This is a genomic window from Pseudomonas sp. B111 (assembly GCF_026428275.1).
GTDB lineage: Bacteria > Pseudomonadota > Gammaproteobacteria > Pseudomonadales > Pseudomonadaceae > Pseudomonas > Pseudomonas aeruginosa.
In genome coordinates, this window is the sequence record NZ_CP097857.1 from 5,882,269 (window position 1) to 5,905,855 (window position 23,587).

17 protein-coding genes and 1 riboswitch are annotated in these 23,587 nt (G+C 67.4%); of the genes, 6 read left to right on the forward strand and 11 right to left on the reverse strand.

The window, feature by feature from the left end; translation table 11 throughout:
* Window positions 1-74 precede the first annotated feature (74 nt).
* The 5 genes from M6E97_RS27245 to ahcY form a co-directional block, all read right to left on the reverse strand.
* Window positions 75-1,994, reverse strand: coding sequence for a DEAD/DEAH box helicase (locus M6E97_RS27245; protein WP_003084635.1), 1,920 nt, complete (start codon window positions 1,992-1,994; stop codon window positions 75-77).
* Window positions 1,995-2,244: 250 nt separating this feature from the next.
* Window positions 2,245-3,315, reverse strand: coding sequence for a hypothetical protein (locus M6E97_RS27250; protein ID WP_003084637.1), 1,071 nt, complete (start codon window positions 3,313-3,315; stop codon window positions 2,245-2,247).
* Window positions 3,316-3,384: 69 nt separating this feature from the next.
* Window positions 3,385-4,233 (reverse strand): methylenetetrahydrofolate reductase [NAD(P)H], encoded by an 849-nt coding sequence (metF, locus tag M6E97_RS27255; protein ID WP_003084639.1) that lies wholly within the window; start codon window positions 4,231-4,233, stop codon window positions 3,385-3,387.
* A 66-nt stretch (window positions 4,234-4,299) separates the two neighbouring features.
* On the reverse strand, window positions 4,300-4,854 hold the full coding sequence (locus M6E97_RS27260; protein WP_003118822.1) for an HD domain-containing protein: 555 nt from the start codon (window positions 4,852-4,854) through the stop codon (window positions 4,300-4,302).
* Between the two features lie 40 nt (window positions 4,855-4,894).
* Window positions 4,895-6,304: an adenosylhomocysteinase gene (gene ahcY, locus M6E97_RS27265; protein ID WP_003099900.1), complete on the reverse strand. Its 1,410-nt coding sequence runs from the start codon at window positions 6,302-6,304 to the stop codon at window positions 4,895-4,897.
* A 22-nt stretch (window positions 6,305-6,326) separates the two neighbouring features.
* A riboswitch (S-adenosyl-L-homocysteine riboswitch) is annotated at window positions 6,327-6,432 on the reverse strand.
* Between the two features lie 179 nt (window positions 6,433-6,611).
* Between ahcY and M6E97_RS27270 the strand changes: the two genes are divergently transcribed.
* The 4 genes from M6E97_RS27270 (at window position 6,612) to M6E97_RS27285 (ending at window position 11,540) form a co-directional block, all read left to right on the forward strand.
* On the forward strand, window positions 6,612-7,028 hold the full coding sequence (locus M6E97_RS27270; RefSeq protein ID WP_003084647.1) for a DUF2946 domain-containing protein: 417 nt from the start codon (window positions 6,612-6,614) through the stop codon (window positions 7,026-7,028).
* A 125-nt stretch (window positions 7,029-7,153) separates the two neighbouring features.
* Window positions 7,154-9,346 (forward strand): TonB-dependent receptor, encoded by a 2,193-nt coding sequence (locus tag M6E97_RS27275; RefSeq protein ID WP_003084649.1) that lies wholly within the window; start codon window positions 7,154-7,156, stop codon window positions 9,344-9,346.
* Between the two features lie 10 nt (window positions 9,347-9,356).
* Entirely contained in the window at window positions 9,357-10,835 is a 1,479-nt protein-coding gene (locus M6E97_RS27280) for a PepSY domain-containing protein (protein WP_023132738.1), read from the forward strand.
* An 84-nt stretch (window positions 10,836-10,919) separates the two neighbouring features.
* Window positions 10,920-11,540, forward strand: coding sequence for a TetR/AcrR family transcriptional regulator (locus M6E97_RS27285; protein WP_003084655.1), 621 nt, complete (start codon window positions 10,920-10,922; stop codon window positions 11,538-11,540).
* Window positions 11,541-11,576: 36 nt separating this feature from the next.
* On the opposite strand, the gene M6E97_RS27290 is transcribed toward M6E97_RS27285, so the two are convergent.
* The 5 genes from M6E97_RS27290 to hydA all read right to left on the reverse strand — a co-directional run bounded on the left by M6E97_RS27290 (window position 11,577) and on the right by hydA (window position 18,445).
* Complete coding sequence (locus M6E97_RS27290; RefSeq protein ID WP_033938506.1) at window positions 11,577-12,848, reverse strand: cytosine deaminase; 1,272 nt, start codon at window positions 12,846-12,848, stop codon at window positions 11,577-11,579.
* On the reverse strand, window positions 12,838-14,088 hold the full coding sequence (gene codB / locus M6E97_RS27295) for a cytosine permease (protein WP_033938511.1): 1,251 nt from the start codon (window positions 14,086-14,088) through the stop codon (window positions 12,838-12,840). The genes M6E97_RS27290 and codB overlap by 11 nt, the downstream gene beginning before the upstream one ends.
* A gap of 181 nt (window positions 14,089-14,269) precedes the next feature.
* The gene (preA, locus tag M6E97_RS27300) at window positions 14,270-15,547 is read right to left on the reverse strand and encodes an NAD-dependent dihydropyrimidine dehydrogenase subunit PreA (RefSeq protein WP_003118829.1); all 1,278 of its coding nucleotides are present in this window, start codon (window positions 15,545-15,547) and stop codon (window positions 14,270-14,272) included.
* Window positions 15,544-16,911 (reverse strand): NAD(P)-dependent oxidoreductase, encoded by a 1,368-nt coding sequence (locus M6E97_RS27305; RefSeq protein ID WP_033938505.1) that lies wholly within the window; start codon window positions 16,909-16,911, stop codon window positions 15,544-15,546. Before M6E97_RS27305 ends, preA begins: the two co-directional genes overlap by 4 nt.
* A gap of 94 nt (window positions 16,912-17,005) precedes the next feature.
* A complete protein-coding gene (gene hydA, locus M6E97_RS27310; protein WP_003099919.1) occupies window positions 17,006-18,445 on the reverse strand; it encodes a dihydropyrimidinase in 1,440 nt (479 codons plus the stop codon).
* A 615-nt stretch (window positions 18,446-19,060) separates the two neighbouring features.
* On the opposite strand from hydA, the gene M6E97_RS27315 reads away from it, so the two are divergent.
* Together M6E97_RS27315 and M6E97_RS27320 are read left to right on the forward strand one after the other, a co-directional pair.
* Window positions 19,061-20,551, forward strand: a complete 1,491-nt coding sequence (locus M6E97_RS27315; protein WP_003084674.1) for an NCS1 family nucleobase:cation symporter-1 — start codon at window positions 19,061-19,063, stop codon at window positions 20,549-20,551.
* Window positions 20,552-20,609: 58 nt separating this feature from the next.
* Complete coding sequence (locus M6E97_RS27320) at window positions 20,610-21,893, forward strand: Zn-dependent hydrolase (protein ID WP_003084676.1); 1,284 nt, start codon at window positions 20,610-20,612, stop codon at window positions 21,891-21,893.
* A 406-nt stretch (window positions 21,894-22,299) separates the two neighbouring features.
* Here the strand turns inward: M6E97_RS27320 and M6E97_RS27325 are convergent, their stop codons facing one another.
* Window positions 22,300-23,523 (reverse strand): CaiB/BaiF CoA transferase family protein, encoded by a 1,224-nt coding sequence (locus M6E97_RS27325; RefSeq protein ID WP_003084679.1) that lies wholly within the window; start codon window positions 23,521-23,523, stop codon window positions 22,300-22,302.
* Window positions 23,524-23,587: the final 64 nt, after the last annotated feature.

Sequence of the window (23,587 nt, forward strand, 5' to 3'; positions counted from 1 at the left end):
AACGCCGACCCTAGGGTCGGCGTTTTTTTATCCTCGCGGAAGTCGGCGGGTCCGCGTCACGGACCCGCTCGGCCTTAGCGGTTGCGGGTCAGCAGTGCGGGGCGCTCGCCCTTGCGCCGCGGCTCCAGCTCGTCGAGCTGCTCGGCGGTGGGGAAGCGATCCATGCGCACCAGGTCGCGCTTGTTGATCACCACCGGCTGGCGGCTCGGCTGCTTGCCGGTGCCGTACTCGGACGGCTCGCGCAGCGGCGCGTCGCTCATCCGCGAGGCATTCTCGCGACCCTGGCCGCGCGGCTTGCTGGCGCGCGGTTTCTTCGCCTTGCCCTGGCCGGCACCCTGACCGCGAGCGCCGCCTTGAGCGGCGCCCTGGCTCTTGCCGCGAGCTTGGCCCTGGCCTTGGCCACGACCCTGCTGGCCGGTGCCGCCCTGGGGTTTCTGCTGGCCACCGCGGCGTCCGCGCCCCTTGTTTTCCTGACCCTGGTAGGGGCTGACGTAGTCGGCGCGGTTGCCGAAATTGTCGAAGTCGTCGTCGAGGAACTCTTCCGGATCGCGATTACCGTCGACTTCCGGCGGCCGATTGGGCTTGGCCGGACGCGCTTCGCGGCTCTGCCGCGGCTGCTGCGCTTGGCCGGCCTCGCGGTTTTCCTTGTTCTTGCCACCACGACGGCGGCGCTTGCCGGCCGGCTTCTCGGTACCGTCCTGGGCCGCAGCGACATTGCTGTCGGGGTTGCTCGCCTGGGCGTCTTTCGGCTTGCGCTCGCGGCTGCTGCGCCGTTCCTTGTCGCGGCGCGGCTGCTTCTGCGGCGCCTCGCGGGGCTCCGGCTGGGCCACCTCGGGCAGCACGGCCTCGGGGTCGAAACCCTGGGCATCGCCATCGGGAATACGCTGTCTGGTCATCTTCTCGATGGCCTTGAGCAGCTTCTCTTCGTCCGGCGCCACCAGCGAGATCGCCTCGCCGCTGCGTCCGGCGCGGCCGGTACGGCCGATGCGGTGGACGTAGTCTTCCTCGACGTTGGGCAACTCGTAGTTGACCACATGGGGCAACTGGTCGATATCCAGGCCGCGGGCGGCGATGTCGGTCGCCACCAGGATGCGCACGTCGTTGGCCTTGAAGTCGGCCAGCGCCTTGGTCCGCGCGTTCTGGCTCTTGTTGCCATGGATCGCGGCGGCCGGCAGGCCGTGCTTGGTCAGGTACTCGGCGAGACGGTTGGCGCCGTGCTTGGTACGGGTGAAGACCAGCACCTGTTCCCAGGCGCCGACGGTCACCAGGTGCGCCAGCAGGGCGCGCTTCTGCGGCGCCGGCAGGCGGAACACGCGTTGCTCGATGCGCTCGACCGTGGTGTTCGGCGGCGTTACCTCGATGCGTTCCGGGTTGTGCAGGAGCTTGTTGGCGAGGTCGACGATGTCTTTCGAGAAGGTAGCCGAGAACAGCAGGTTCTGGCGCTTGGGCGGCAGCTTGGCGAGAACCTTCTTCACATCGTGGATGAAGCCCATGTCGAGCATGCGGTCGGCTTCGTCGAGGACGAGGATTTCCACGTGGGACAGGTCGACCTTGTTCTGCCCGGCCAGGTCGAGCAGGCGGCCGGGGCAGGCGACGAGTACGTCGACGCCCTTGGCCAGGGCCTGGATCTGCGGGTTCATGCCAACCCCGCCGAAGATGCAGGTGCTGTTCAGCGGCAGGTCGCGGGCGTAGACCTTGAAGCTGTCATGCACCTGGGCGGCCAGCTCACGGGTCGGGGTCAGTACCAGCACGCGCGCCTGGCGCGGGCCGTGGCGGTGTTCGCGGTCGGGATGACCGGCGGGGAACAGGCGCTCCAGTACCGGCAGGGCGAAACCACCGGTCTTGCCGGTGCCGGTCTGTGCCGCAACCATCAGGTCGCGACCTTGCAACACGGCGGGAATCGCCCGCTGTTGCACGGGAGTGGGCTGGCTGTAGCCCGCAGCCTCCACAGCGCGGGCAAGCGCCTCGGAGAGTCCGAGGGAAGAAAAGGACATGCGGGTTTTCCTATATGGGCCGGGGCGAGGCCGGCTGCTGTGAAATCACCAAGTTCTGCGAACTCCTGTCTACCTTCGGGCCCTGTCGGACAGGGCGGAAGGTCTGGCCGCGGCGCTGCGTATGCGCTCGGTGGCCGGTGTCGAACGGGTGCCCTCGCGGGCATGGCCGCGCACCTGGTCGGGGGCGCTGGCCGGTTCGCTCCCGGCCCTGGGTGGGGGGGCCGGGGGCAGCGTCAACGGAGGGCTGCGGTCAGAGCAGGTCACGCTGGCGCAAATGCTGGCGGATCTCGTTGGCCCGGGAGCCAAGGAGGTTGCGCAGCAAGCTGTGATTCAGCCAATCCTCGATTTGTTCCGCAATCGGTTCCTGCGGATAGCGTTCGATGGCATTGGTCGCGGCTTTCTCCCACCAGACGGGGCCGCAGGCCCGGTCGAACTCGTTACTGTATTCGTGGCAACCGTAGAGCAGTTCGATACTGAACTGGCGCATCGGAGCCGGCAACGGCAGGGTTCCCAGCTTGTACAGCAGACGCTTGGCACGCGGTGGGCGTGGCAGTCGATCGGTCACCTTGAGGGTGTCGTCGAGGGCTGCAGCGCTGAGAAGGGAGGAACCGTGCTTGCACAACCAGGCCTGGATCTTCGCGCGGAACAGCTGTTTCCGGCTCCAGTAATGGTGGATCAGGTCGGTACAACCCACCAGCTCCAGCCGCTTGTGGGCGGCGACGGCCAGGACGAATTCCTCAAGAGTATAGGCACCGTTGGCAATTGGATAGAGTTCATCCATTAATTCCAACGAACGGTCGAGTATTTTCGCCTCTTCCCGAGGCAGGCCGATGACGCCGGAGTTGAGCTGGTGCATCTCGTCGTCGGCCCAGCCGCGCTCGAACAGGTAGGGCGAGAGGTCGCGGTAGAGCGGGAAGTTACGGTGTTCGCCATAGCGCGCGCCGATCGCGTTGCACAGCAGGCTGCCGGGCTGGATGCGGTCGAACAGGCGCAGGGGCGAACTGTGGAAGAAGGTATCGGTGTCGATCAGCAATGCCTGGTCGGCGTCTTCCAGGGCGTCGCGCAGGGCCACGTGCTTGGCGCGGAAGTGATAGCCGTGCGGTTGGCACCAGGCGACCAGCTCCTCGGCCGTCACTTCGCGGACCTGCACCGGCAGGCCGGCGTAGGGACTGGGGTCGTCGGTATAGACCCTGACCGTCAGGCCATGCGCCGCCCCGTCGCGGAGGTGGGCGAAGGCGCTGGCGATGCTGAACAGGGCTTCCTGGTGGTAGGTCTGTCGCCCGTAGACCAGGTAGATCAGATGCTTGCGTGAGTTGGCCATGTCTGTCGTGGATCGCGTGAGAGGCTTCCCTGCCGGTATACGCTGCCGGGCCGAACCGCGTGGGCGGTATCAGCGTGGCAGCTGGAGATTCTTCCAGATCGCCAGGCTCGGATCGGCCTGGTTCAAAGTATAGAAATGCAGTCCCGGTGCGCCGCCCTCCAGCAGGCGTTCGCACATCTCGCTGATGACCTGCTCGCCGAAGGCCTGGATGCTGCGGCTGTCGTCGCCGTAGGCTTCCAGTTGCTTGCGGATCCAGCGCGGCAGTTCGGCGCCGCAGGCGTCGGAGAAGCGCGCCAGCTTGGAGTAGTTGGTGATCGGCATGATGCCGGGGACCACCGGGATGTCCACGCCGAGCTTGGCGACCCGCTCGACGAAGTAGAAATAGGCATCGGCGTTGAAGAAGTACTGGGTGATGGCGCTGCTGGCGCCGGCCTTCACCTTGCGCACGAAGTTCGCCAGGTCATCCTCGAAGCTGCGCGCCTGGGGGTGGACTTCCGGATAGGCGGCGACCTCGATGTGGAAGTGGTCGCCGGTCTCGGTGCGGATGAAGTCCACCAGTTCGTTGGCGTAGCGCAATTCGCCGCTGGCCATGCCCATGCCCGACGGCAGGTCGCCGCGCAGGGCGACGATGCGGCGGATGCCGGCCTCGCGGTAGCGGCCGAGCAGTTCGCGCAACTCGGCTTTCGAGTCGCCGACACAGGACAGGTGGGGCGCGGTCGGCACCTTCACCTCGCCGTCCAGTTGCAGCACGGTACTCAACGTGCGGTCGCGGGTGGATCCGCCAGCGCCGTAGGTGCAGGAGAAGAAGTCGGGCTTGTAGCCCGCCAGGTTGCGGGCGGTGGCCAACAGCTTTTCATGGCCGGCCTCGGTCTTCGCCGGGAAGAACTCGAAGCTGAAACGGCGTTCGCTCTGACTCATGATCGGTTCCTTGGACGCGACCACGGCCGCGCCTCTTCTTGTTGATTCCGACTAGCGCCGGGTACTTCAGTAGTACTGGCGGTAGTGCTCGATTTTTTCCCGCAGGCGTCGGGCCGTCGCGGCGTGGGCATGGCCGAGGCGAGCGAGGATCAGCTGCGACTCCTGGTGGTAGTTCGCGATCTTGTCCTGGTTCCAGGTCTGCGGCGGTGGCTGCAGGTTGGTGATGCGGTCGCACAGCTTGACCAGGGCGTACTGCGCCGGGCCCTCGGCAAGCGCCTGGAGATAGTCGTCGAGGGAACGCTTGGGGCCGTCGCCGACGCGCTTGCTCAGGGCCTGCACGCCGGCACAGACGAACTCGCCGAACTGTTGCCGCAGCTCCTCGGGTGAGGTCGCCGTGTCTTCCAGGGTGTCGTGCAGGACCGCGATCTGCAGGGTTTCCCCGAGCCGTTCGATGGCACCGTCGCGATCGGCGGCCAGCAGCTCGTTGGCGACCATGCCCAGGTGCACCAGATAAGGCAGCGGCGAGCCGCTGAGGGTCTGGTTGCGGTGGGCGCGGGCGGCGAACAGCCAGGCCTGGTTGTAGCGATCGGCGAGGTGCGTGGACATCGTGGGAGCGCTCATGCGAACGGGGCAGGCGCATGGCGCCTGCCCCGTGGTCCGCTTAGTAGCGATAGGTGTCCGGCTTGAACGGGCCTTCCACGCTCACGCCGATGTACTCGGCCTGTTTCGGGGTCAGCTGGGTGACCACGCCGCCGAAGCCCTTGACCATCTCCAGGGCCACTTCCTCGTCGAGCTTCTTCGGCAGCACTTCGACGCTCAGGCGCTTGGCCTTCTCGGCGGCCGGCAGGTCGGCGTACTTCTGCTCGAACAGGTGGATCTGCGCCAGCACCTGGTTGGCGAAGGAACCGTCCATGATCCGGCTCGGATGGCCGGTGGCGTTGCCCAGGTTGACCAGGCGGCCCTCAGCGAGAAGGATCAGGTAGTCGTCGTTGTGCGCGTCGAAACCGTCCTTGCCGGTGCGGTGGATCTTGTGCACCTGCGGCTTGACCTCTTCCCAGGCCCAGTTCTTGCGCATGAAGGCGGTGTCGATCTCGTTGTCGAAGTGGCCGATGTTGCAGACCACCGCGCGCTTCTTCAGCGCCTTGAGCATGTTGGCGTCGCAGACGTTGACGTTGCCGGTGGTGGTGACGATCAGGTCGATCTTGCCCAGCAGCGCGGCGTCGATGCTGGCCTCGGTGCCGTCGTTGATGCCGTTCTTGTACGGCGAGACGACTTCGAAGCCGTCCATGCAGGCCTGCATGGCGCAGATCGGGTCGACTTCCGCGACCTTGACGATCATGCCTTCCTGGCGCAGCGACTGCGAGGAGCCCTTGCCCACGTCGCCGTAGCCGATCACCAGGGCCTGCTTGCCCGACAGCAGGTGGTCGGTGCCGCGCTTGATGGCGTCGTTGAGGCTATGGCGGCAGCCGTACTTGTTGTCGTTCTTGCTCTTGGTCACCGAGTCGTTGACGTTGATCGCCGGGACTTTCAGGGTGCCGTTCTTGAGCATGTCGAGCAGGCGGTGGACCCCGGTGGTGGTCTCTTCGGTGATGCCGTGGATGCGCTCGAGCATCTGCGGGTATTTCTTGTGCAGGATCTCGGTCAGGTCACCGCCGTCGTCCAGCACCATGTTGGCGTCCCACGGCTGGCCGTCCTTGAGGATGGTCTGCTCGATGCACCATTCGTACTCTTCCTCGGTCTCGCCCTTCCAGGCGAACACCGGGATGCCGGCGGCGGCGATAGCGGCGGCGGCCTGGTCCTGGGTGGAGAAGATGTTGCAGCTCGACCAGCGGACTTCGGCGCCCAGCGCGACCAGGGTCTCGATCAGCACGCCGGTCTGGATGGTCATGTGGATGCAACCGAGGATCTTCGCGCCTTTCAGCGGCTGCTGGCCGGCATACTTGCGGCGCAGGCCCATCAGTGCGGGCATTTCCGATTCGGCGATGATCAGCTCGCGGCGGCCCCAGGCGGCCAGGGTGATGTCGGCGACCTTGTAGTCGGTGAAACCGGCGGGCGTCATGACAGCGCTCATGCGTAACTCTCCATTCGTTGTCTGCGAATGGGCGCCGTTGGTGCGTTGACAGACCGGCGAGGCCGGCCTGAGAGCGCGCTCCGTTCGAGCCTGACAGGCCTAGGCCTGCTGCAGCGCCCCTCGAACGGAAGGCGGGAGCGACCCGAAAGGGCCGCCTGAGCGGGCGATTATAGCGGCGCCACATGAAACTCCCAAGTCACCCCTGATACGCCGCTCGTCGCCGTGCGTCGTGTCCTCGGGCTGCGGCGATGCACCGCAGCGCAGAAGCGCGGGGAATTTGCGGGTCAGGATGCTAGAGTGCGCGGTCATGAGAATCGCTCCCAACTCCCGCTCGCCGCTGCTGCAGTGGCTGAGCTTCGCCCTCTGTGCCTGCGTGCTGGTCAACGCGCTGGCTTGCGGCGTCCTGCACCTGCAGGCGCTGGGAGTGGGCAGCGACAAGGGGCAGAAGGCCAGCGTCGGGCTGTTCTGCGTCGCCGGTGCCAGCCAATGGCTATCCCTGGATCCCGACGACGGGTCCGCCGGCGATCCGGCACCGGTCAATCCCCAGTTGCCGATGAGCTGCCCGATGTGCAGCGCTCTGGTGCTGTTCGTCGCGCTTGGGGTGATCTGGTCCTGGCGCTTGCAACGGCGACGCCAGGCGCGTTTCCGCCCGCCCGCCACGCGCGAGCCGGTGCCGCCCCGATACGTCTGGCCGCCGGCCAACCCGCGCGCTTCCCCCGCCTGATCCTGAACGCCCGCCGCGCCGGGCATTTGCATCCGTCGCCCGTCCTGCCTCGTCCGCGCAGCGCTCGCCGCTGTCCATCCGGGCGAGGCGGGCGTGCCCACCATGCCTTGCTTCAGGATCGCTCGATGAAAAAGCACTCCACGGCCCGCCGCGTCCTCGCGCTGGGTCTCAACCTCACCCTGGCCGGCGTTCCGGCCTTGCTCTGGGCCGATGAGGAACCCACCGAACTGCCCGCCCTCACCGTCAGCGCCGGCGCCGCCGGGGAAACCCCGCCGGCCCTCGATCTCGACGACAGCGCCGGCGGCGGCTCGCGCCTGGGCCTGAGCCTGCGCGAGACTCCCGGCTCGGTAAGCGTGGCCAACCGTGCCAGCTTCGAGCGGCGCGGCCTGCGCAGCACCCAGGACATCGCCAACAGCCTGCCCGGCGTGAACGCCTCGGCGCCGCCCGGCTTCGGCGGCTTCGTCACCTACCGCGGCTTCAGCTCGAACCAGGTCAACCAGTTGTTCAACGGCATTCCGGTGCAATACAGCAGCGCCATGCGTCCGCTGGACGACTGGATCGTCGACCGCGTCGAGCTGGTCGGCGGTCCGTCCTCCTTCCTCAACGGCGCCGGTGCCGTCGGCGGCTCGCTGGACTACATCAGCAAGCTCGCCGACCGCTACGGCGATTTCATGGAAGGCCGGGTGCGCTACGGCAGCTACGACGATTCGGAAGTCGCCTTCGGCTTCAACCAGGCCCTGGGCATCGGCCCCGAGCCGAAGCACTTCGTGCGCCTGGACGTCAGCCGCAGCGGCGGCAACGGCTACGTCGACCGCAATTCGCGCGAATCGTGGAACGTCGCTTTCTCCCTGCTCAGCGACCTGACCCCGGACCTTTCCCACACCCTGGCCCTGGAGTACCAGGACGAGCAGGAAGACAGCCCCTACTGGGGCACACCGGTGCTCAATCCCTACGCCGGCGAGCTGAAGATCGACAAGAGCCGTCGCCGCGAGAACTACAACGTCGCCGATGGCCGCTACGAACAGCGCGTGCGCTGGCTGCGCTCGATCCTCGAATACCGGGTCAGCGACAGTACGCGCTGGCGCAACACCTTCTACCACTACGACGCCGAGCGCGATTACCGCAACCTCGAGACCTATCGCTACAACGCCGACAACAGCGGGGTGGTGCGCTCCAACGCATTCCTCCAGCGCCACGACCAGCAGCTCAACGGCAACCGCTTCGAGCTACAGCACAGCCAGCCGCTGTTCGGACTGGCCAGCGACTGGGCGCTGGGCTTCGACTACAGCATCAACAAGCAGACGCGCTTCCCGAGTACCGCCTCCGGGCCGTTCGGTACGGTCGATCCGGCCAGTTTCGAGCCGGGCCACTTTTACGACCTGCCGGGCATGCGTCCCGGCCACCGGAAGGACCGCAGCAACGAGGTGCGCACCAGCGCGTTGTTCGCCGAGAACCGCCTGGGCCTGACCGACGAGCTGTCGCTGGTCACCGGGCTGCGCTACGACCACCTCGACCTCGACGTGCGCAACCATCGGACGGTGACCGCCAGCGATCCTGCACACTTCGAACGGCGCTGGGACGTGCTCACCGGGCGCGCCGGGCTGGTCTACCAGTTCACCCCGCACGCCAACGTCTACCTGCAATACAGTACCGCCGCCGACCCGCCGGGAGGGGTGCTGACCAGCGCCAGCTTCGGCCAGGTCCGCGACTACGACCTGTCCACCGGCGACCAGTGGGAGCTGGGCAGCAAGTTCGATTTCCTCGACGGTCGCGGCAGCGCCACCCTGGCCGCCTACCGCATCGTCCGCCGGGACTTCTCGGTGGCCGACCCGAACAACCCCAACCTCAGCGTGCCGGTGGGCCAGCAGACCTCCAGGGGCATCGAGGCCGCCGCCTCCCTGCGGATCACCCCGAAGCTGCTGGCCGAGGGCAATTTCGCCTGGGTCGACGCGCAGTACGACGAGTTCACCGAGAACGTCGGCGGCGTCGCCGTCTCGCGTAAGGGCAAGACGCCGCCGAACGTGCCGGAGCGGGTCGGCAACCTGTGGCTGACCTACGACTTCGACCCGGCCTGGCAGGGCGGGGTGGACGCGCGCTACGTGTCCTCGGTGTACGCCAACAACGCCAACACCTGGCACGTGCCGTCCTATACGGTCTACGGGACTTTCCTCAGCTACCGGCTGGACGAGCGCACGCGGATCACCGGGCGCGTGCGCAACCTCACCGACGAGGTCTACGCGCGCTTCGTGCAGAGCACGCCGCTGTACTACGTCGGCGACCCGCGCACCTTCGAGCTGAGCGTGCAGACGCGCTTCTGAGGAGTCGTCGATGAAACGCTACCTGTACCTGTGGCACCGCTGGCTGGGCATCGGCTGCTGCCTGCTGATGGTGCTCTGGTTCGTCTCCGGCATGGTCATGCTGTATGTCGGCTATCCCAAGCTGACTCCGCTGGAGCGCCTGGCCCACCTGCCCGAGCTGGACGGCTGCGAGGCCTGCGTACCGCTGCGGACGGCCCTCGCCGGCGGCGATGGAAAAACCCCGCGGAGCATCCGGCTGGCCAGCGTAGGCGGTCTGCCGACCTACCTGCTGGATGACGCCGACGGACGCACGCGTGCGCTGGCGGCGCGCGACGGCCGGCCGCTGGCGGTGGACGCGGACAGGGTGCTGGCTTCGGCCCGTGCTTTCAGCGGCGAAGTACCGATGCAGTTGCAAGGGCGGATCGAGGAAGACGCCTGGACCCATACCCGCAACCTCGATCCGCACCGGCCGCTATGGCGGGTGCAGACCGCGGACGAGGAGGGCCGGCTGCTCTACCTGTCCTCGCAGACCGGCGAGGTGGTACGCGACGCCAGCCGCCGGGAGCGTGCCTGGAACTGGCTCGGCGCCTGGTTGCACTGGCTCTATCCGCTGCGCGGCGGCGGGTTCGACGGGCAGTGGGCGAACCTGGTGATCGGCCTGTCGCTGCTGGCGACCCTGGCGACCGTCCTCGGCATCCTCGTCGGCCTGCTCCGCTGGCGCTTCCGCAAGCCCTACCGCAGCGGCTCGCGCTCGCCCTATGCGGGCGGTTTCCAGCGCTGGCACCACCTCGCCGGCCTGCTCTTCGGCGCGCTGGTGCTGAGCTGGATCTTCAGCGGGCTGATGTCGATGAATCCGTGGAACCTGTTCGGCCGCGGCACGCCGCTCGACCTCGCGGCCTACCAGGGCGGTAGCTGGGACCGGGCGCTGCCCGCCGGACTGGAGGCGGACGCTGTCCTGCGGCGCTTGCGTGCCGCCGGGTTGCGGGTGCGCGAGCTGGAGTGGCGGGCGCTCGACGGCGAGCCCTATGCGCTCGGGCGCAGCGCCAGCGGCAACAGCCTGCTGCTGACGGCGGATGGCGAAATCCTCCGCGAGCTACCCGCGGATCGCCTGCTGGCGGCGGCTCGCGCGCTGCTGCCGGGCGTGCCGATGCAGGCCGAACGGTTGGAACGCTACGACTTCTATTACTACCCGCGCGAAGAACACAGCATGATGGGCTACCTGGAACGGCGCCTGCCGGTCTGGCGCCTGCGTTTCGACGATCCCCGGCATACCTGGGTGCACCTGGATCCCTACAGCGGCGCGGTGGTTGGCGTGCTCGACGACGGTCGGCGCGGCAGCCGCTGGCTGTTTTCCCTGTTGCATAGCTGGGACTGGCTGCCGCTGCTGACCCGGCGTCCGCTGTGGGACCTGTGGATGCTCGGTTTCAGCCTCGGCGGCCTGGTGGTCTGCGCCAGCGGCTGCTGGATCGGCTGGCGTCGCCTGCGCGGCCGCCGTCCGAAGCGTCGCTGAGAGGGGCTACCTGGCAAGACTGGGCGTCGCCGCACGTCCGGATTTGCTGGTAGCCTTGGTTGAATTCGCAGTAATGGATCGCACATGGGCACACACAAGATCGAGATCCGCCGCCGCAACGTCGAGAAGATTCTCCTGGCCGCCGAAAAAGTCTTCGCCGAAAAAGGCTACGCCGGCACCTCCATGGGCAACATCGCCGAAGAAGCCGAACTGCCGCGCTCCAACCTGCACTACTACTTCAGCACCAAGGACGAGCTGTACCGCGACGTCCTCCTCGGCCTGCTCGAGGTCTGGAAGCAGGACGCCCTCTGCTTCGAGATGTTCGATGACCCAAGGGTGGTATTGACCAGCTATATCCGCGCGAAGATGAACCATTCGCGCACCCGCCCGCATGGCTCCAAGGTCTGGGCCAACGAAATCATGCATGGCGCGCCGCTGCTCGGCGCCACCCTCGACGACAGCCTCTACGAATGGGCCAAGATGAAGGAGGCGAAGATCCGCCAGTGGGTCGAGGAAAAGCGCATCCTGTCGATCGAACCGAGCAGCCTGCTCTACATGATCTGGGCCTCCACCCAGCACTACGCCGACTTCGGCTACCAGGTCGAGGTGCTCAACGGCCACCAGCCGCTTAGCGACATGCAGTTCGAAAGGGCGGTACAGACGGTGACCAGCGTGGTCCTGCGCGGAATCGGATTGGAGCCCTGAGCAGCGGAGCCTTCGCTAGAAGGCTCCGGCGATGGCTCAGCTGGCGCGGGTGAAGTCCACCGCTTCCGCCTGTTCGAGGAACACCGTGGTCTGCGCCGGGACCGTCTCGGCGAGCAGCCGTCCGCCGCGGATCGAGTAGCGCACCGGGACCTGCCGGCGCACCGCGTCGAAGCCGTCGCGGGCCGGCAGCACCAGCAGGTTGGCCGGATGGCCGACCTTGATGCCGTATTCCCGCAGGCCGAGGGTGCGGGCGCTGTTGCGGGTGATCAGGTCGAGGCCGCCGTCGATCTCGTCGTAGCCCATCATCTGCGTCACGTGCAGGCCCATGTGCAGCACCTGCAGCATGTTCGCGGTGCCCAGCGGGTACCAGGGGTCGAACACGTCGTCGTGGCCGAAGCAGGTGTTGATCCCGGCACCGAGCAGTTCCTTGACCCGGGTGATGCCGCGGCGCTTCGGGTAGTCGTCGAAGCGACCCTGCAGGTGGATGTTCACCAGCGGGTTGGCGACGAAGTTGATTCCCGACAGTTTCAGCAGGCGGAACAGCCGCGAGGTGTAGGCGCCGTTGTAGGAGTGCATCGCCGTGGTGTGGCTGGCGGTGACCCGTGCGCCGAGGCCGTCGCGATGGGCGAGCATGGCCAGGGTCTCGAGGAAGCGCGACTGCTCGTCGTCGATCTCGTCGCAATGCACGTCCACTGGCAGGTCGTAGCGCTTGGCCAGGTCGATGGCCTTGTGCAGCGACTCGACGCCCAGCTCGCGGGTGAATTCGAAATGCGGGATCGCCCCCACCACGTCGGCGCCCAGGCGCAGCGACTCCTCCAGCAGTTCCAGGCCGTTGGGGTAGGAGAGAATGCCCTCCTGGGGGAAGGCGACGATCTGCAGGTCGACCCAGGGCGCCACTTCGCCGCGCACCTCGAGCATGGCCTTGAGCGCGGTGAGGGTCGGGTCGGAGACGTCGACGTGGCTGCGCACGTGCTGCACGCCGTTGGCGATCTGCCATTTCAGGGTCTGCCAGGCGCGCTGCTTGACGTCCTCGTGGCTGAGCAGGGCCTTGCGCTGGGCCCAGCGCTCGATGCCTTCGAACAGCGTGCCGGAGCGGTTCCACTCCGGCTGGCCGGCGGTCTGGGTGGTGTCGAGATGGATGTGCGGCTCGATGAACGGCGGCACGGCAAGACCGCCGGCGCCGTCCAGGCGCTCGCCGGCGTCGTCGGCGGCCTGTTCCATCGGCACCAGGGCGGCGATACGGCCATCGGCGACGCGCAGTTGCCAGAGACCTTCGCGGCCGCGCAGGCGCAGGTTGTCAATCAGCATGGAGGACCTCTTCTGGTTTGTTCGGGCTGCGGCTCAGCAGGGGATTGAACAGCAGGTAGGCGATGGCGGCGCCGAGCACCGCGTTGACCGGCACTATCCCCGGCAGCCAGTGGCCGGCGGCGGTGCCGCAGGCGACGGCGAGGATCGCCGCCCAGTTGATCGCCTGGATGTCCGCGCAGGGGTGCTGGCGGTAGCGCCGGCGGCGACTCAGGTAGTCGGCGATGATCACCCCGCCGATGGGCGGGATGGCGGCGGAGAGGAAGGTCAGCCAGCCGACGAAGTGGTTGTACAGCCAGAGCGCGGCGAGGGTGCCGAGGGCGCCGTTGAGCATCGCCAGGAAGCGGCTGGAGAGGCCGGTGATGTTGGCGAAGCCGAGGCCGGAGGCATACAGCGCGTTGTCGTTGGTGGTCCAGATGTTCAGGCCGAGGACCAGGATCGCCGGGATCAGCAGGCCCTGGGCGATCATCACGTCGGAGATGTCCGACTTGCCCACCGCCGCCGCGCCGGCCGCGCCGAAGATGAACATCAGTGAGTTGCCGAGGAAAAACGCCACCAGGCACACCACCACGGCGGTACGCGCGCTGCGGCCGAAGCGGACGAAGTCGGCGGTGAGGGTGCCGGCGCTGACGAACGAGCCGACCACCAGGGCGATCGCGGTCGAGAGGCTCAGCGGCGCGCTCGGCGTCACCTGCTGCAGCGCCGCCAGGCCGCCGGCGTCGCGCACCGCGAGCCATACCGAGTAGCTGCCGAGGACGACGATCGCCGGGACCGCGATGGCCGACAGCAGGGTCAGACCGGCGATGCCGAAGAACACCGTGAGGGTCATCAGCGCCCCGGAGACCAGGATCAGCAGGTTGACGTCGAGGCCGGTGGCCTTGGCCACCGGGATGGCGAACATCGCTACGCCGACGCCGAACCAGCCGACCTGGGTGCCGCCGAGCAGCGCCGAGGGCAGCCAGGAGCCCTTGCTGCCGAACGAGTAATGCGCCAGCAGGTGGGTGGAAAGGCCGGTGCGCGCGCCGATGAAGCCGAGGATCGCGGTGTACAGGCCGAGCATCAGGTTGCCCAGCAGCACGGCGAGGAAGAAGTCGTCGTAGCTCAGGCCGGTGCCGAGGGTGCCGCCGGTCCACATGCTGGCGGAAAAGAAGGTCAGGCCGAGCATCACCACGCTCAGGGCCAGTGCGCTCTTGCGCGCCGCCAGCGGGACCGGTTGCTGGCTGTAGTTGCTGTCTGCGGACATGCGCGAGTCTCCATGGGGCGCCGGCCGTCCGGGAGCGTCGGCCGGGCCGCGGCGAATGGTAGTCGAAGGCGGGTCGATCCGACAGACGCCGTTGCGCGTCGTCGGACCGCAGCGGCACGCAGGAAGCGTGCCGGCGCGCGGCAGGGCGGCGTCCGCCGGGGATGCGGGCGCCGCCCTGCGTTCAGGAGGCTTCGCGGTAAGGGTTGCGCGGATCCTGGGTCCAGTTGAGATAGGGCTTGCCGGTGTCCTGCGGCACCATTTCGATGCAGTTCTCCACCGGACAGGTGATCTGGCACAGGTTGCAGCCCACGCACTCGGCGTCGATCACTTCGTAGCGGTGCGTACCGTCGGCCCGGGGCAGGCTGGCGATGGCCTGGTGCGAGGTGTCCTCGCAGGCGATATGGCAGCGGCCGCAACCGATGCAGGCGTCCTGGTCGATGCGGGCGATCACCTGGTAGTTGATGTCCAGGTACTTCCAGTCGGTGGTATTGCCCACCGCGCCGCCGCTGAAGTCGGACAGCCGCTGGTAGCCATGGCTGTCCATCCAGCGCGCGAGACCGTCCTGCATGTCCTCGACGATACGGAAGCCGTGCAGCATCGCCGCCGTGCATACCTGCACCGCGCCGCAGCCGAGCGCGACGAATTCCGCTGCGTCGCGCCAACTGCCGATACCGCCGATGCCACAGATCGGCAGGCCGCGGGTCTGCGGGTCGCGGGCGATCTCGGCGACCATGTTCAGGGCGATCGGCTTCACCGCCGAGCCGCAGTAGCCGCCGTGGGTGCTCTGGGTGCCGACCACGGGGAGGGCGACCATGCGCTCCAGGTCGACGCTGGTGATCGAGTTGATGGTGTTGATCAGCGACACCGCGTCGGCGCCGCCGCGATGGGCGGCGCGCGCCGACTGGCGGATGTCGGTGATGTTGGGGGTGAGCTTGACGATCACCGGCAGCGAGCAGTGGGTCTTGCACCAGCGGGTGACCATCTCCACGTACTCCGGTACCTGGCCCACCGCCGCGCCCATGCCGCGCTCGGGCATGCCGTGGGGGCAACCGAAGTTCAGCTCGATGCCGTCGGCGCCGGTGGCTTCCACCAGCGGCAGGATGTATTTCCACGACTCCTCGACGCAGGGCACCATCAGCGACACGATCAGCGCGCGGTCTGGCCAGTCCTTCTTCACCTGGGCGATCTCGCGCAGGTTGATCTCCAGCGAGCGGTCGGTGATCAGCTCGATGTTGTTGATCCCCTGCACCTGGCGGTTCGGTCCGAAGTGCGCGGAATAACGCGACGACACGTTGACCGCCGCGGGGTCTTCGCCGAGGGTCTTCCAGACCACCCCGCCCCAGCCCGCCTGGTAGGCGCGGACCACGTTGTAGGCCTTGTCGGTGGGCGGCGCGGAGGCCAGCCAGAAGGGGTTGGGCGACTTGATGCCGGCGAATTCGATAGACAGGTCGGCCATCACGCAGCCTCCACGTTGAGCATGAGTTGGGCGTGGATCGCTTCCGCCGCCAGTTTGCCGTGCTGCACCGCCTGCACGGTGAGGTCCTCTCCGAGCGCCACGCAGTCGCCGCCGGCGTAGATGCCGGGGATGCTGGTGCGCATCTGTCCGTCGACCTGGATGCGCTCGCCGTCGCGCCGCAGTTGCGCTGCCAGCGGATCGCCCAGGCTGGCGCCTTCGAAGGCCTGGCCGATGGCCTTGAAGATGGCGTCGGCGGCCAGTTCGAAGTGCTCGCCGGTGTCGCCCAGGCGACCGTTCTCCAGGCGCGTGCGGGCGAAGCGCATGCCGCGCACCCGGCCATGCTCGTCGAGCAGTACCCGTTCCGGTCGGGCCCAGGTCAGCAGGCGCACCTGGCTGACCTTGGCGATCTCCTGCTCGTGGCCGGTGGCGCCCATTTCCTCGAAGCCACGGCGGTAGACCAGGTTGACGTCGCGGGCGCCGAGCCGGCTCATCTGCACCGCCATGTCGATGGCGGTGTTGCCGGCGCCGATGACGATGCAACGGTCGGCGACGGGCAGGTCGAGCAGGTCGTCGCTCTGCCGCAGTTCGCGGATGTAGTCGGTGGCGGCGAGCAGGCCGGGGGCGTCCTCGTCTTCCAGGCCGAGGCGCTTGCTGGCGGCCAGGCCGATGCCGAGGAACACCGCGTCGTACTCGTCGTGCAGGGCGCCGAGCGCCAGGTTGTCGCCGAGACGCTGGCCGTGGCGCAGTTCGATACCGCCGATCTGCAGGAGGAATTCCACTTCGCGCCGGGCGAAGTCGTCCACCAGCTTGTAGCGGGCGATGCCGTACTCGTTGAGGCCGCCGGCCTTGGCGCGGGCCTCGAAGAGCACCACGTCGTGGCCGTGCATGGCCAGGCGGTGGGCGCAGGACAGCCCGGCCGGCCCGGCGCCGACCACGGCGATGCGCTTGCCGGTGGCCGGCGAGCGCTTGAACGGATGTTCGCCGAAGCCGGCGTGGTCGAGGGCGTAGCGTTGCAACTGGCCGATCAGCACCGGTGCGCATTCCTGGGCGTTGTTGCGTACGCAGGCCCGCTGGCAAAGGATTTCCGTGGGGCAGACGCGGGCGCAGCTGCCGCCTAGGATGTTCGCCGAGAGGATCTTCTGCGCCGCGCCCTGGACATTCTCCTGGGCGATGCTGCGGATGAACCCGGGGATGTCGATCTCGGTCGGGCAGGCGTTGACGCAGGGCGCGTCGTAGCAGTACAGGCAGCGGGCGCTTTCCAGGGCGGCCTGGCGGGCATTGAGCGGCGGTGCGAGGTCGGCGAAGCGCTCGGCGAGCGTGTCCGCGCCGGCGTCCGGACGGGGGAGGTGGTTCAGGGAATCGATCACGGTTGTAGCCTCTCTTCTGGTTTCTTCTCGGGGCAGTCAACGGCAATACGGCACCGTCCGGCCTCTACGGGCCGGTCCGGTATTGCGGGAAGGATCAGCGCTCGACGGCGACCGGGCGCTGGCGTTCGGCGCGGCGGCCGAGCACTTCGTACACCGACGGGTAGGCCGGGCGCTCCACGTAGCGTCCGGCACCGGGTTCGGCGCGCAGGTCGCCGGCGGCCCAGAGCAGCTTGCCCTGGCTGATGGTGTGGCTGGGAATGCCGCGCACGGTGCGACCTTCGAAGATGTTGAAATCGACCCGCTGGTGGTGGGTGGCGGCCGAGAGGGTGCGGCTGCCCTGCGGGTCCCAGAGCACCAGGTCGGCATCCGCGCCGACGCGGATCGCGCCCTTGCGCGGGAACAGGTTGAAGATCTTCGCGGTGTTGGTGGAGGTCAGCGCGACGAACTCGTGCATCGACAGGCGCCCGCTGTTGACCCCGGCGTCCCACAGTAACGCCATGCGGTCCTCAATGCCGGCCGTGCCATTGGGAATCTTGCTGAAGTCGTCGCGGCCCATGGCCTTCTGCTCGGCGCAGAAGCAGCAGTGGTCGGTGGCGGTGGTATGCAGGTTGCCGGACTGCAGGCCGCGCCACAGCGCTTCCTGGTGTTCGACGGGACGGAACGGCGGGCTCATCACGTAGCCGGCCGCGGTGGCCCAGTCCGGGTGGCGGTAGACGCTGTCGTCGAGCAGCAGGTGCCCGGCCAGCACCTCGCCGTAGACCGGCTGGCCCTTGGCGCGGGCATAGGCGATCTCGTCCAGCGCCTCGCGGCTGGAAATATGCACCAGGTACAGCGGCGTACCCAGCGTCTCGGCGATGCGGATGGCGCGGCTGGCGGCCTCGCCCTCGACTTGCGGCGGACGCGACAGCGGATGCGCCTCGGGGCCGGTGAGGCCTTGGGCGAGGAGTTTCTGCTGCAGGTGGAAGACCAGTTCGCCGTTCTCCGCGTGCACCGTCGGCACCGCGCCCAGCTCCAGGCAGCGCTCGAAGCTGGCCACCAGGGTATCGTCGGCGGCCATGATGGCGTTCTTGTAGGCCATGAAGTGCTTGAAGCTGTTCACCCCGTGCTGTGCCACCAGCTCGCCCATTTCCCGGGCGACCTCGTCGCTCCACCAGGTGATGGCGACGTGGAAGCCGTAGTCCGCAGCGGATTTCTGCGCCCAGCCGCGCCAGGTGTGGAAGGCCTCCAGCAGCGACTGTCGCGGGTTGGGGATGACGAAGTCGATGATCGAGGTGGTCCCTCCGGCCAGCCCGGCCGCGGTGCCGCTGAAGAAGTCCTCGCTGGCCACCGTGCCCATGAAGGGCAACTGCATGTGGGTATGGGGGTCGATGCCGCCCGGCATCAGGTACTGGCCACCGCCGTCGAGGACGTCGCAGCCGGAGGGGGTTTCGAGGTTCTCGCCGATGGCCTGGATGAGGCCGTTGGCACAGAGCACGTCGGCTCGATAACTCTCTTCGTGAGTAACCACGGTGGCGCCACGGATCAACAGGGACATGCCGTCTTTCCTCGCAGGCTGACCGGTCGTTGCCGGTTCTTGAAATTGTTTTTTCGCCATGCGCCGAGGGTTTCTGTAATCCTGTCAGCGCTGACAGGATTCGAATCTAGATGCTGATCATCGATTGAGCAAGATTATTTTCAAATGGTTGTTTGAGTTTGTAACTTGTTGATTTTAAATAATTAAAAATAAATATCACCAAAATGGTGAGGGTTCTCACCATTTTGACGCGCTTGACAAGAATTCAAAAAGGTCGAGATTTCTCATGCAAAATCAGCCGCTTGAAAGCCGTGTTCGAGCGGTTGTGGGGAGATGAAAAAAATTCGCCTGCACTCCTTTGGTTCCTGACCAGGGCGACAGGCTCGCGCATTTTCCCCGGTGACACACCGGACTGCCCGTCGGCGTGTCACCAACGTTGTCGACGAAGTGTTTCAGATCAGTCGGTTACCTCCAGTAGACCGGCCTGCCCAGTGACGTCGCGGGGTTTTCGGCACGCTTATTGAGTGCCGCCCGCCACGGCATTGTCCGGACCGGAGGTGCAGTACTGGTGGTGCGGTACTCCGGCCATCGCATTAGCCCGATGAGCGAATAACTAAAAGAATTCTGGAGAGGCCCATGCAACAGAGCAGATCGGAAGTGACCGAGCGCGACGGCTTGGTCGAGCTGTCCGCCGGCAGCGACGTACTCGACAGTCCCCGCTACAACCACGACATCGCCCCGACCCGGGTGGAACAGCGTACCTGGAACAGGTGGCACATCACCGCGCTGTGGATCGGCATGTCCATCTGCGTGCCCACCTACACCCTCGGCGGCGTCCTCACCGCCTACTTCGGCCTCAGCGTCGGCGAAGCGCTGCTGGCGATCCTGCTGGCCAACCTGGTGGTGCTGATCCCGCTGACCCTCAATGCCTTCGCTGGCACCCGCTACGGCATTCCCTTCCCGGTGCTGCTGCGCGCTTCGTTCGGCATCATCGGCTCCAACGTGCCATGCCTGATCCGCGCCGTGGTCGCGTGCGGCTGGTTCGGCATCCAGACGCTGTTCGGCGGGCTGGCGATCCATCTCTTCCTCGGTTCGATCTTTCCCGCCTGGAAGGCCCTTGGCGGCACCGGCGAGGTGATCGGTTTCCTCCTGTTCTGGGGGCTGAACCTGTGGGTGGTGCTGCGCGGCGCGGAGTCGATCAAATGGCTGGAGACACTCTCGGCACCGCTGCTGGTGCTGGTCGGCCTCGGCCTGCTGGTGTGGGCGCTGCCGCACATATCGGTCAGCGAACTGCTGGCGCAGCCGCCGAAGCGCCCGGAAGGCGCCAGCGTCACCGGCTACTTCATGGCCGGGCTGACGGCGATGGTCGGCTTCTGGGCCACGCTGTCGCTGAACATCCCCGACTTCAGCCGCTATGCGCGCAGCCAGAAGGACCAGATACTCGGACAGATCTTCGGCCTGCCGCTGACCATGTTCCTGTTCGCCGCCCTCGGCGTGGTGATGACCGCCGCCTCGGCTTCGCTGGTGGGCGAGACGGTTTCCGACCCGGTCAGCCTGATCGGCCACATCCCCAGCCCCGGCTGGGTGGCGGTGGCGATGGCGTTGATCATCGTCGCCACCCTCTCGACCAACACCGCGGCGAACATCGTCTCGCCGACCAACGACTTCCAGAACATCGCACCGAAACTCATCGGCCGCACCCGCGCCGTCTGGCTCACCGGTTTCATCGGCCTGGCGCTGATGGCCCACGAGTTGCTGAAGAAGCTCGGCTGGATCGTTTCCGACCTCAGCCTGGAAAGCGTCTACTCCAACTGGCTGCTCGGCTACTCCAGCCTGCTCGGGCCGATCGCGGGGATCATGGTGGTGGACTACTTCCTGGTGCGCAGGCAACGCCTCGACCTTGCCGGACTCTACCGCGACGACGTCTACCCGGCCTGGAACTGGCCCGGCTTCGCCGCCTTCGCGGTGCCGGTGGCGCTGACCGTCATGGCCCTCGGCAACCGCCAATTCCATTGGTTCTACGACTACGGCTGGTTCACCGGCTCGCTGCTCGGCGGCGCGCTCTACTACGGCCTCTGCGGCCGCCGCGCGCGGAGCCCGGCGGCATTGGCCAAACCGCTGCCCTGATGGGCATACAGGCGGCCGGCGAGCCGCCGACACCCACTCCAAGCCTGAGGAGACGACAATGAGCACTGCCCGGAACGTCCTGCAATCCACCCAGCGACACATCGATGGCCAGCGCCTCTGGCAATCGCTGATGGATCTCGCCCGCCTCGGCGCCACCGCCAAGGGTGGGGTCTGCCGCCTGGCCCTGAGCGATCTCGACCGCCAGGCCCGCGATCTCTTCGTGCAATGGTGCGAAGCGGCCGGCTGCACGGTCAGCGTCGATCGGGTCGGCAACATCTTCGCCCGTCGTCCCGGGCGTAACCCGGACTTGCCCCCGGTGATGACCGGTAGCCACATCGACACCCAGCCCACCGGCGGCAAGTTCGACGGTTGCTTCGGGGTGATGGCCGGCCTCGAGGTGATCCGCACCCTCAACGACCTCGGGGTGGAAACCGAGGCGCCGCTGGAGGTGGTGGTGTGGACCAACGAGGAAGGCTCGCGCTTCGCGCCCTGCATGATGGGCTCGGGCGTATTCGCCGGGAAGTTCACCCTGGAGGAGACCCTGGCCAAGCGCGATGCCGACGGTGTCAGCGTAGGCGAGGCGCTGGACGCCATCGGCTACGCGGGAGCGCGGGATTGCCTCGGACATCCGGTGGGCGCCTATTTCGAGGCGCACATCGAACAGGGGCCGATCCTCGAGGACGAGGAGAAGACCATCGGCGTGGTGCTCGGCGCGCTCGGGCAGAAATGGTTCGATCTGTCCCTGCGCGGCGTCGAGGCACACGCCGGGCCAACGCCGATGCACCTGCGCAAGGACGCCCTGGTCGGTGCCGCGGCGGTGGTCGAGGCGGTCAATCGCGCGGCCCTCGGCCATCAGCCGCATGCTTGCGGCACGGTCGGCTGCCTGCACGCCTATCCCGGTTCGCGCAACGTGATACCCGGCGAAGTGAAGATGACCCTGGACTTCCGCCATCTGCAACCGGAGCGCCTGGACTCGATGATCGCCGAAGTCCGCCAGGTGATCGCCGCGACCTGCGAGAAGCATGGCTTGCAATACGAGCTGGTGCCGACCGCCGATTTCCCGCCGCTGTACTTCGACCAGGGATGCGTCGGCGCGGTGCGCGAGGCGGCGCAGGCGCTGGGCATGCCGCAGATGGACATCGTCAGCGGCGCCGGCCACGACGCGATCTTCCTCGCCGAACTCGGTCCGGCGGGGATGATCTTCGTGCCCTGCGAGAACGGCATCAGCCACAACGAGATCGAGAACGCCAGCCCCGACGACCTGGCCGCCGGCTGCGCGGTGCTGTTGCGGGCCATGCTCAAGGCCTCCGAGGCGATCGCCGGCGGCCGCCTGGCGGCCTGAGTGGCGCTTCCATCGAGGCGCCGGCATCGACCGCCTTCTACACGGGGTCGGTAGGGCGAATAACGCCAGGGGCGTTATCCGCCGATGCGCGGCTGGGCCGGCGGATAACCGCGTTGCGGTTATGCGCCCTACGTCGCGGTTCTGCGCAGGGTACGGTAGGGCGAATAACGCCAGGGGCGTTATCCGCCGATGCACGGCTGGGCCGGCGGATAACCGCGTTGCGGTTATCCGCCCTACGTGGCGGTTCTGCGCAGGGTACGGTAGGGCGAATAACGCCAGGGGCGTTATCCGCCGATGCGCGGCTGGGCGGCGGATAACCGCGTTGCGGTTATGCGCCCTACGTGGTGCTGCGCGGGGTACGGTGGGGCGTTGTCCGCCGATGCGTCGCTGGGGCGGCGCGCGGGGCTCAGATCACCTTGCCGTCGCGCAGCCTTTCCAGCGCGGCCGCGTCCAGGCCGAGGAGCGTCTCGAGGACCTCGTCGGTGTGCTGGCCGAGGGTGGGCGGCGGGTTGCGGTATTCCACCGGCGTCTCGGACAGGCGGATAGGGCTGGCCACCTGCGGCACCGTCCCGGCCAGCGGGTGCGGTAGCTCCACGCGCAGGCCGCGGGCCTGCACCTGCGGGTCGGCGAACACCTGCGCCAGGTCGTTGATCGGCCCGCAGGGCACGCCGGCGCGCTCCAGGGAAAGAATCCACTCGGCGGTGGTGTGCAGCACCGTGGCCTGGCGGATCAGCGGGATCAGCACCTCGCGGTTGGCCACCCGCGCCTTGTTGGTGGCGAAGCGCGGGTCGTCGGCCCATTCCGGGTGGTCTGCCAGCTCGGCGAACTTGCGGAACTGGCTGTCGTTGCCGACCGTGAGGATCATGTCGCCGTCGGCGGTGGGGAAGTCCTGGTACGGCACGATGTTCGGGTGTGCGTTGCCCAGGCGCCGCGGCGGCACGCCGGTGGTCAGGTAGTTGAGGGTCTGGTTGGCCAGGCAGGCGACCTGCACGTCGAGCAGGGCCATGTCGATGTGCTGGCCGATGCCGCTGACGTCGCGGTGGGCGAGGGCGGCGAGCACCGCGGTGGAGGAGTACAGCCCGGTGAGGATATCGGTCAGCGCCACGCCGACCTTCACCGGACCGGCGCCTTCCTCGTTGTCGGCGCGCCCGGTGAGGCTCATCAGGCCGCCCAGGCCCTGGATCATGAAGTCATAGCCGGCGCGCTTGGCATAGGGGCCGGACTGGCCGAAGCCGGTGATCGAACAGTAGATCAGCTTCGGGTTGACCTGCTTCAGCGATTCATAGTCGAGGCCATAGGCCTTGAGCCCGCCGACCTTGAAGTTCTCCAGCAGGATGTCGGCCTTGGCCGCCAGCTCGCGAACGATGCGCTGGCCTTCCGGCTGGGTGAAGTCCACCGTCACCGACTTCTTGTTGCGGTTGGCCGACAGGTAGTAGGCCGCCTCGCTGGTGTCGTTGCCTTCGGCATCCTTGAGGAACGGCGGGCCCCAGGCGCGGGTGTCGTCGCCGCTGCCGGGGCGCTCGATCTTGATCACCTCGGCGCCGAGGTCGGCGAGGATCTGCCCGGCCCAGGGGCCGGCCAGGACGCGGGACAGGTCGAGTACGCGGATATGGGAAAGGGCGCCGGGCATGACGGTTCTCGCTGCTGGAGGCTGGAAACGGAAATGGCCGGGAAGACGGGTTCCTTGCCCGTCT

What these genes read in the sequence shown, in the direction of transcription:
- M6E97_RS27245 (WP_003084635.1), bottom strand. Translation starts at nt 1,994, where the DNA reads ATGTCCTTTTCTTCCCTCGGACTCTCCGAGGCGCTTGCCCGCGCTGTG.
- M6E97_RS27250 (WP_003084637.1), bottom strand. Translation starts at nt 3,315, where the DNA reads ATGGCCAACTCACGCAAGCATCTGATCTACCTGGTCTACGGGCGACAG.
- metF (WP_003084639.1), bottom strand. Translation starts at nt 4,233, where the DNA reads ATGAGTCAGAGCGAACGCCGTTTCAGCTTCGAGTTCTTCCCGGCGAAG.
- M6E97_RS27260 (WP_003118822.1), bottom strand. Translation starts at nt 4,854, where the DNA reads ATGAGCGCTCCCACGATGTCCACGCACCTCGCCGATCGCTACAACCAG.
- ahcY (WP_003099900.1), bottom strand. Translation starts at nt 6,304, where the DNA reads ATGAGCGCTGTCATGACGCCCGCCGGTTTCACCGACTACAAGGTCGCC.
- M6E97_RS27270 (WP_003084647.1), top strand. Translation starts at nt 6,612, where the DNA reads ATGAGAATCGCTCCCAACTCCCGCTCGCCGCTGCTGCAGTGGCTGAGC.
- M6E97_RS27275 (WP_003084649.1), top strand. Translation starts at nt 7,154, where the DNA reads ATGAAAAAGCACTCCACGGCCCGCCGCGTCCTCGCGCTGGGTCTCAAC.
- M6E97_RS27280 (WP_023132738.1), top strand. Translation starts at nt 9,357, where the DNA reads ATGAAACGCTACCTGTACCTGTGGCACCGCTGGCTGGGCATCGGCTGC.
- M6E97_RS27285 (WP_003084655.1), top strand. Translation starts at nt 10,920, where the DNA reads ATGGGCACACACAAGATCGAGATCCGCCGCCGCAACGTCGAGAAGATT.
- M6E97_RS27290 (WP_033938506.1), bottom strand. Translation starts at nt 12,848, where the DNA reads ATGCTGATTGACAACCTGCGCCTGCGCGGCCGCGAAGGTCTCTGGCAA.
- codB (WP_033938511.1), bottom strand. Translation starts at nt 14,088, where the DNA reads ATGTCCGCAGACAGCAACTACAGCCAGCAACCGGTCCCGCTGGCGGCG.
- hydA (WP_003099919.1), bottom strand. Translation starts at nt 18,445, where the DNA reads ATGTCCCTGTTGATCCGTGGCGCCACCGTGGTTACTCACGAAGAGAGT.
- M6E97_RS27315 (WP_003084674.1), top strand. Translation starts at nt 19,061, where the DNA reads ATGCAACAGAGCAGATCGGAAGTGACCGAGCGCGACGGCTTGGTCGAG.
- M6E97_RS27320 (WP_003084676.1), top strand. Translation starts at nt 20,610, where the DNA reads ATGAGCACTGCCCGGAACGTCCTGCAATCCACCCAGCGACACATCGAT.
- M6E97_RS27325 (WP_003084679.1), bottom strand. Translation starts at nt 23,523, where the DNA reads ATGCCCGGCGCCCTTTCCCATATCCGCGTACTCGACCTGTCCCGCGTC.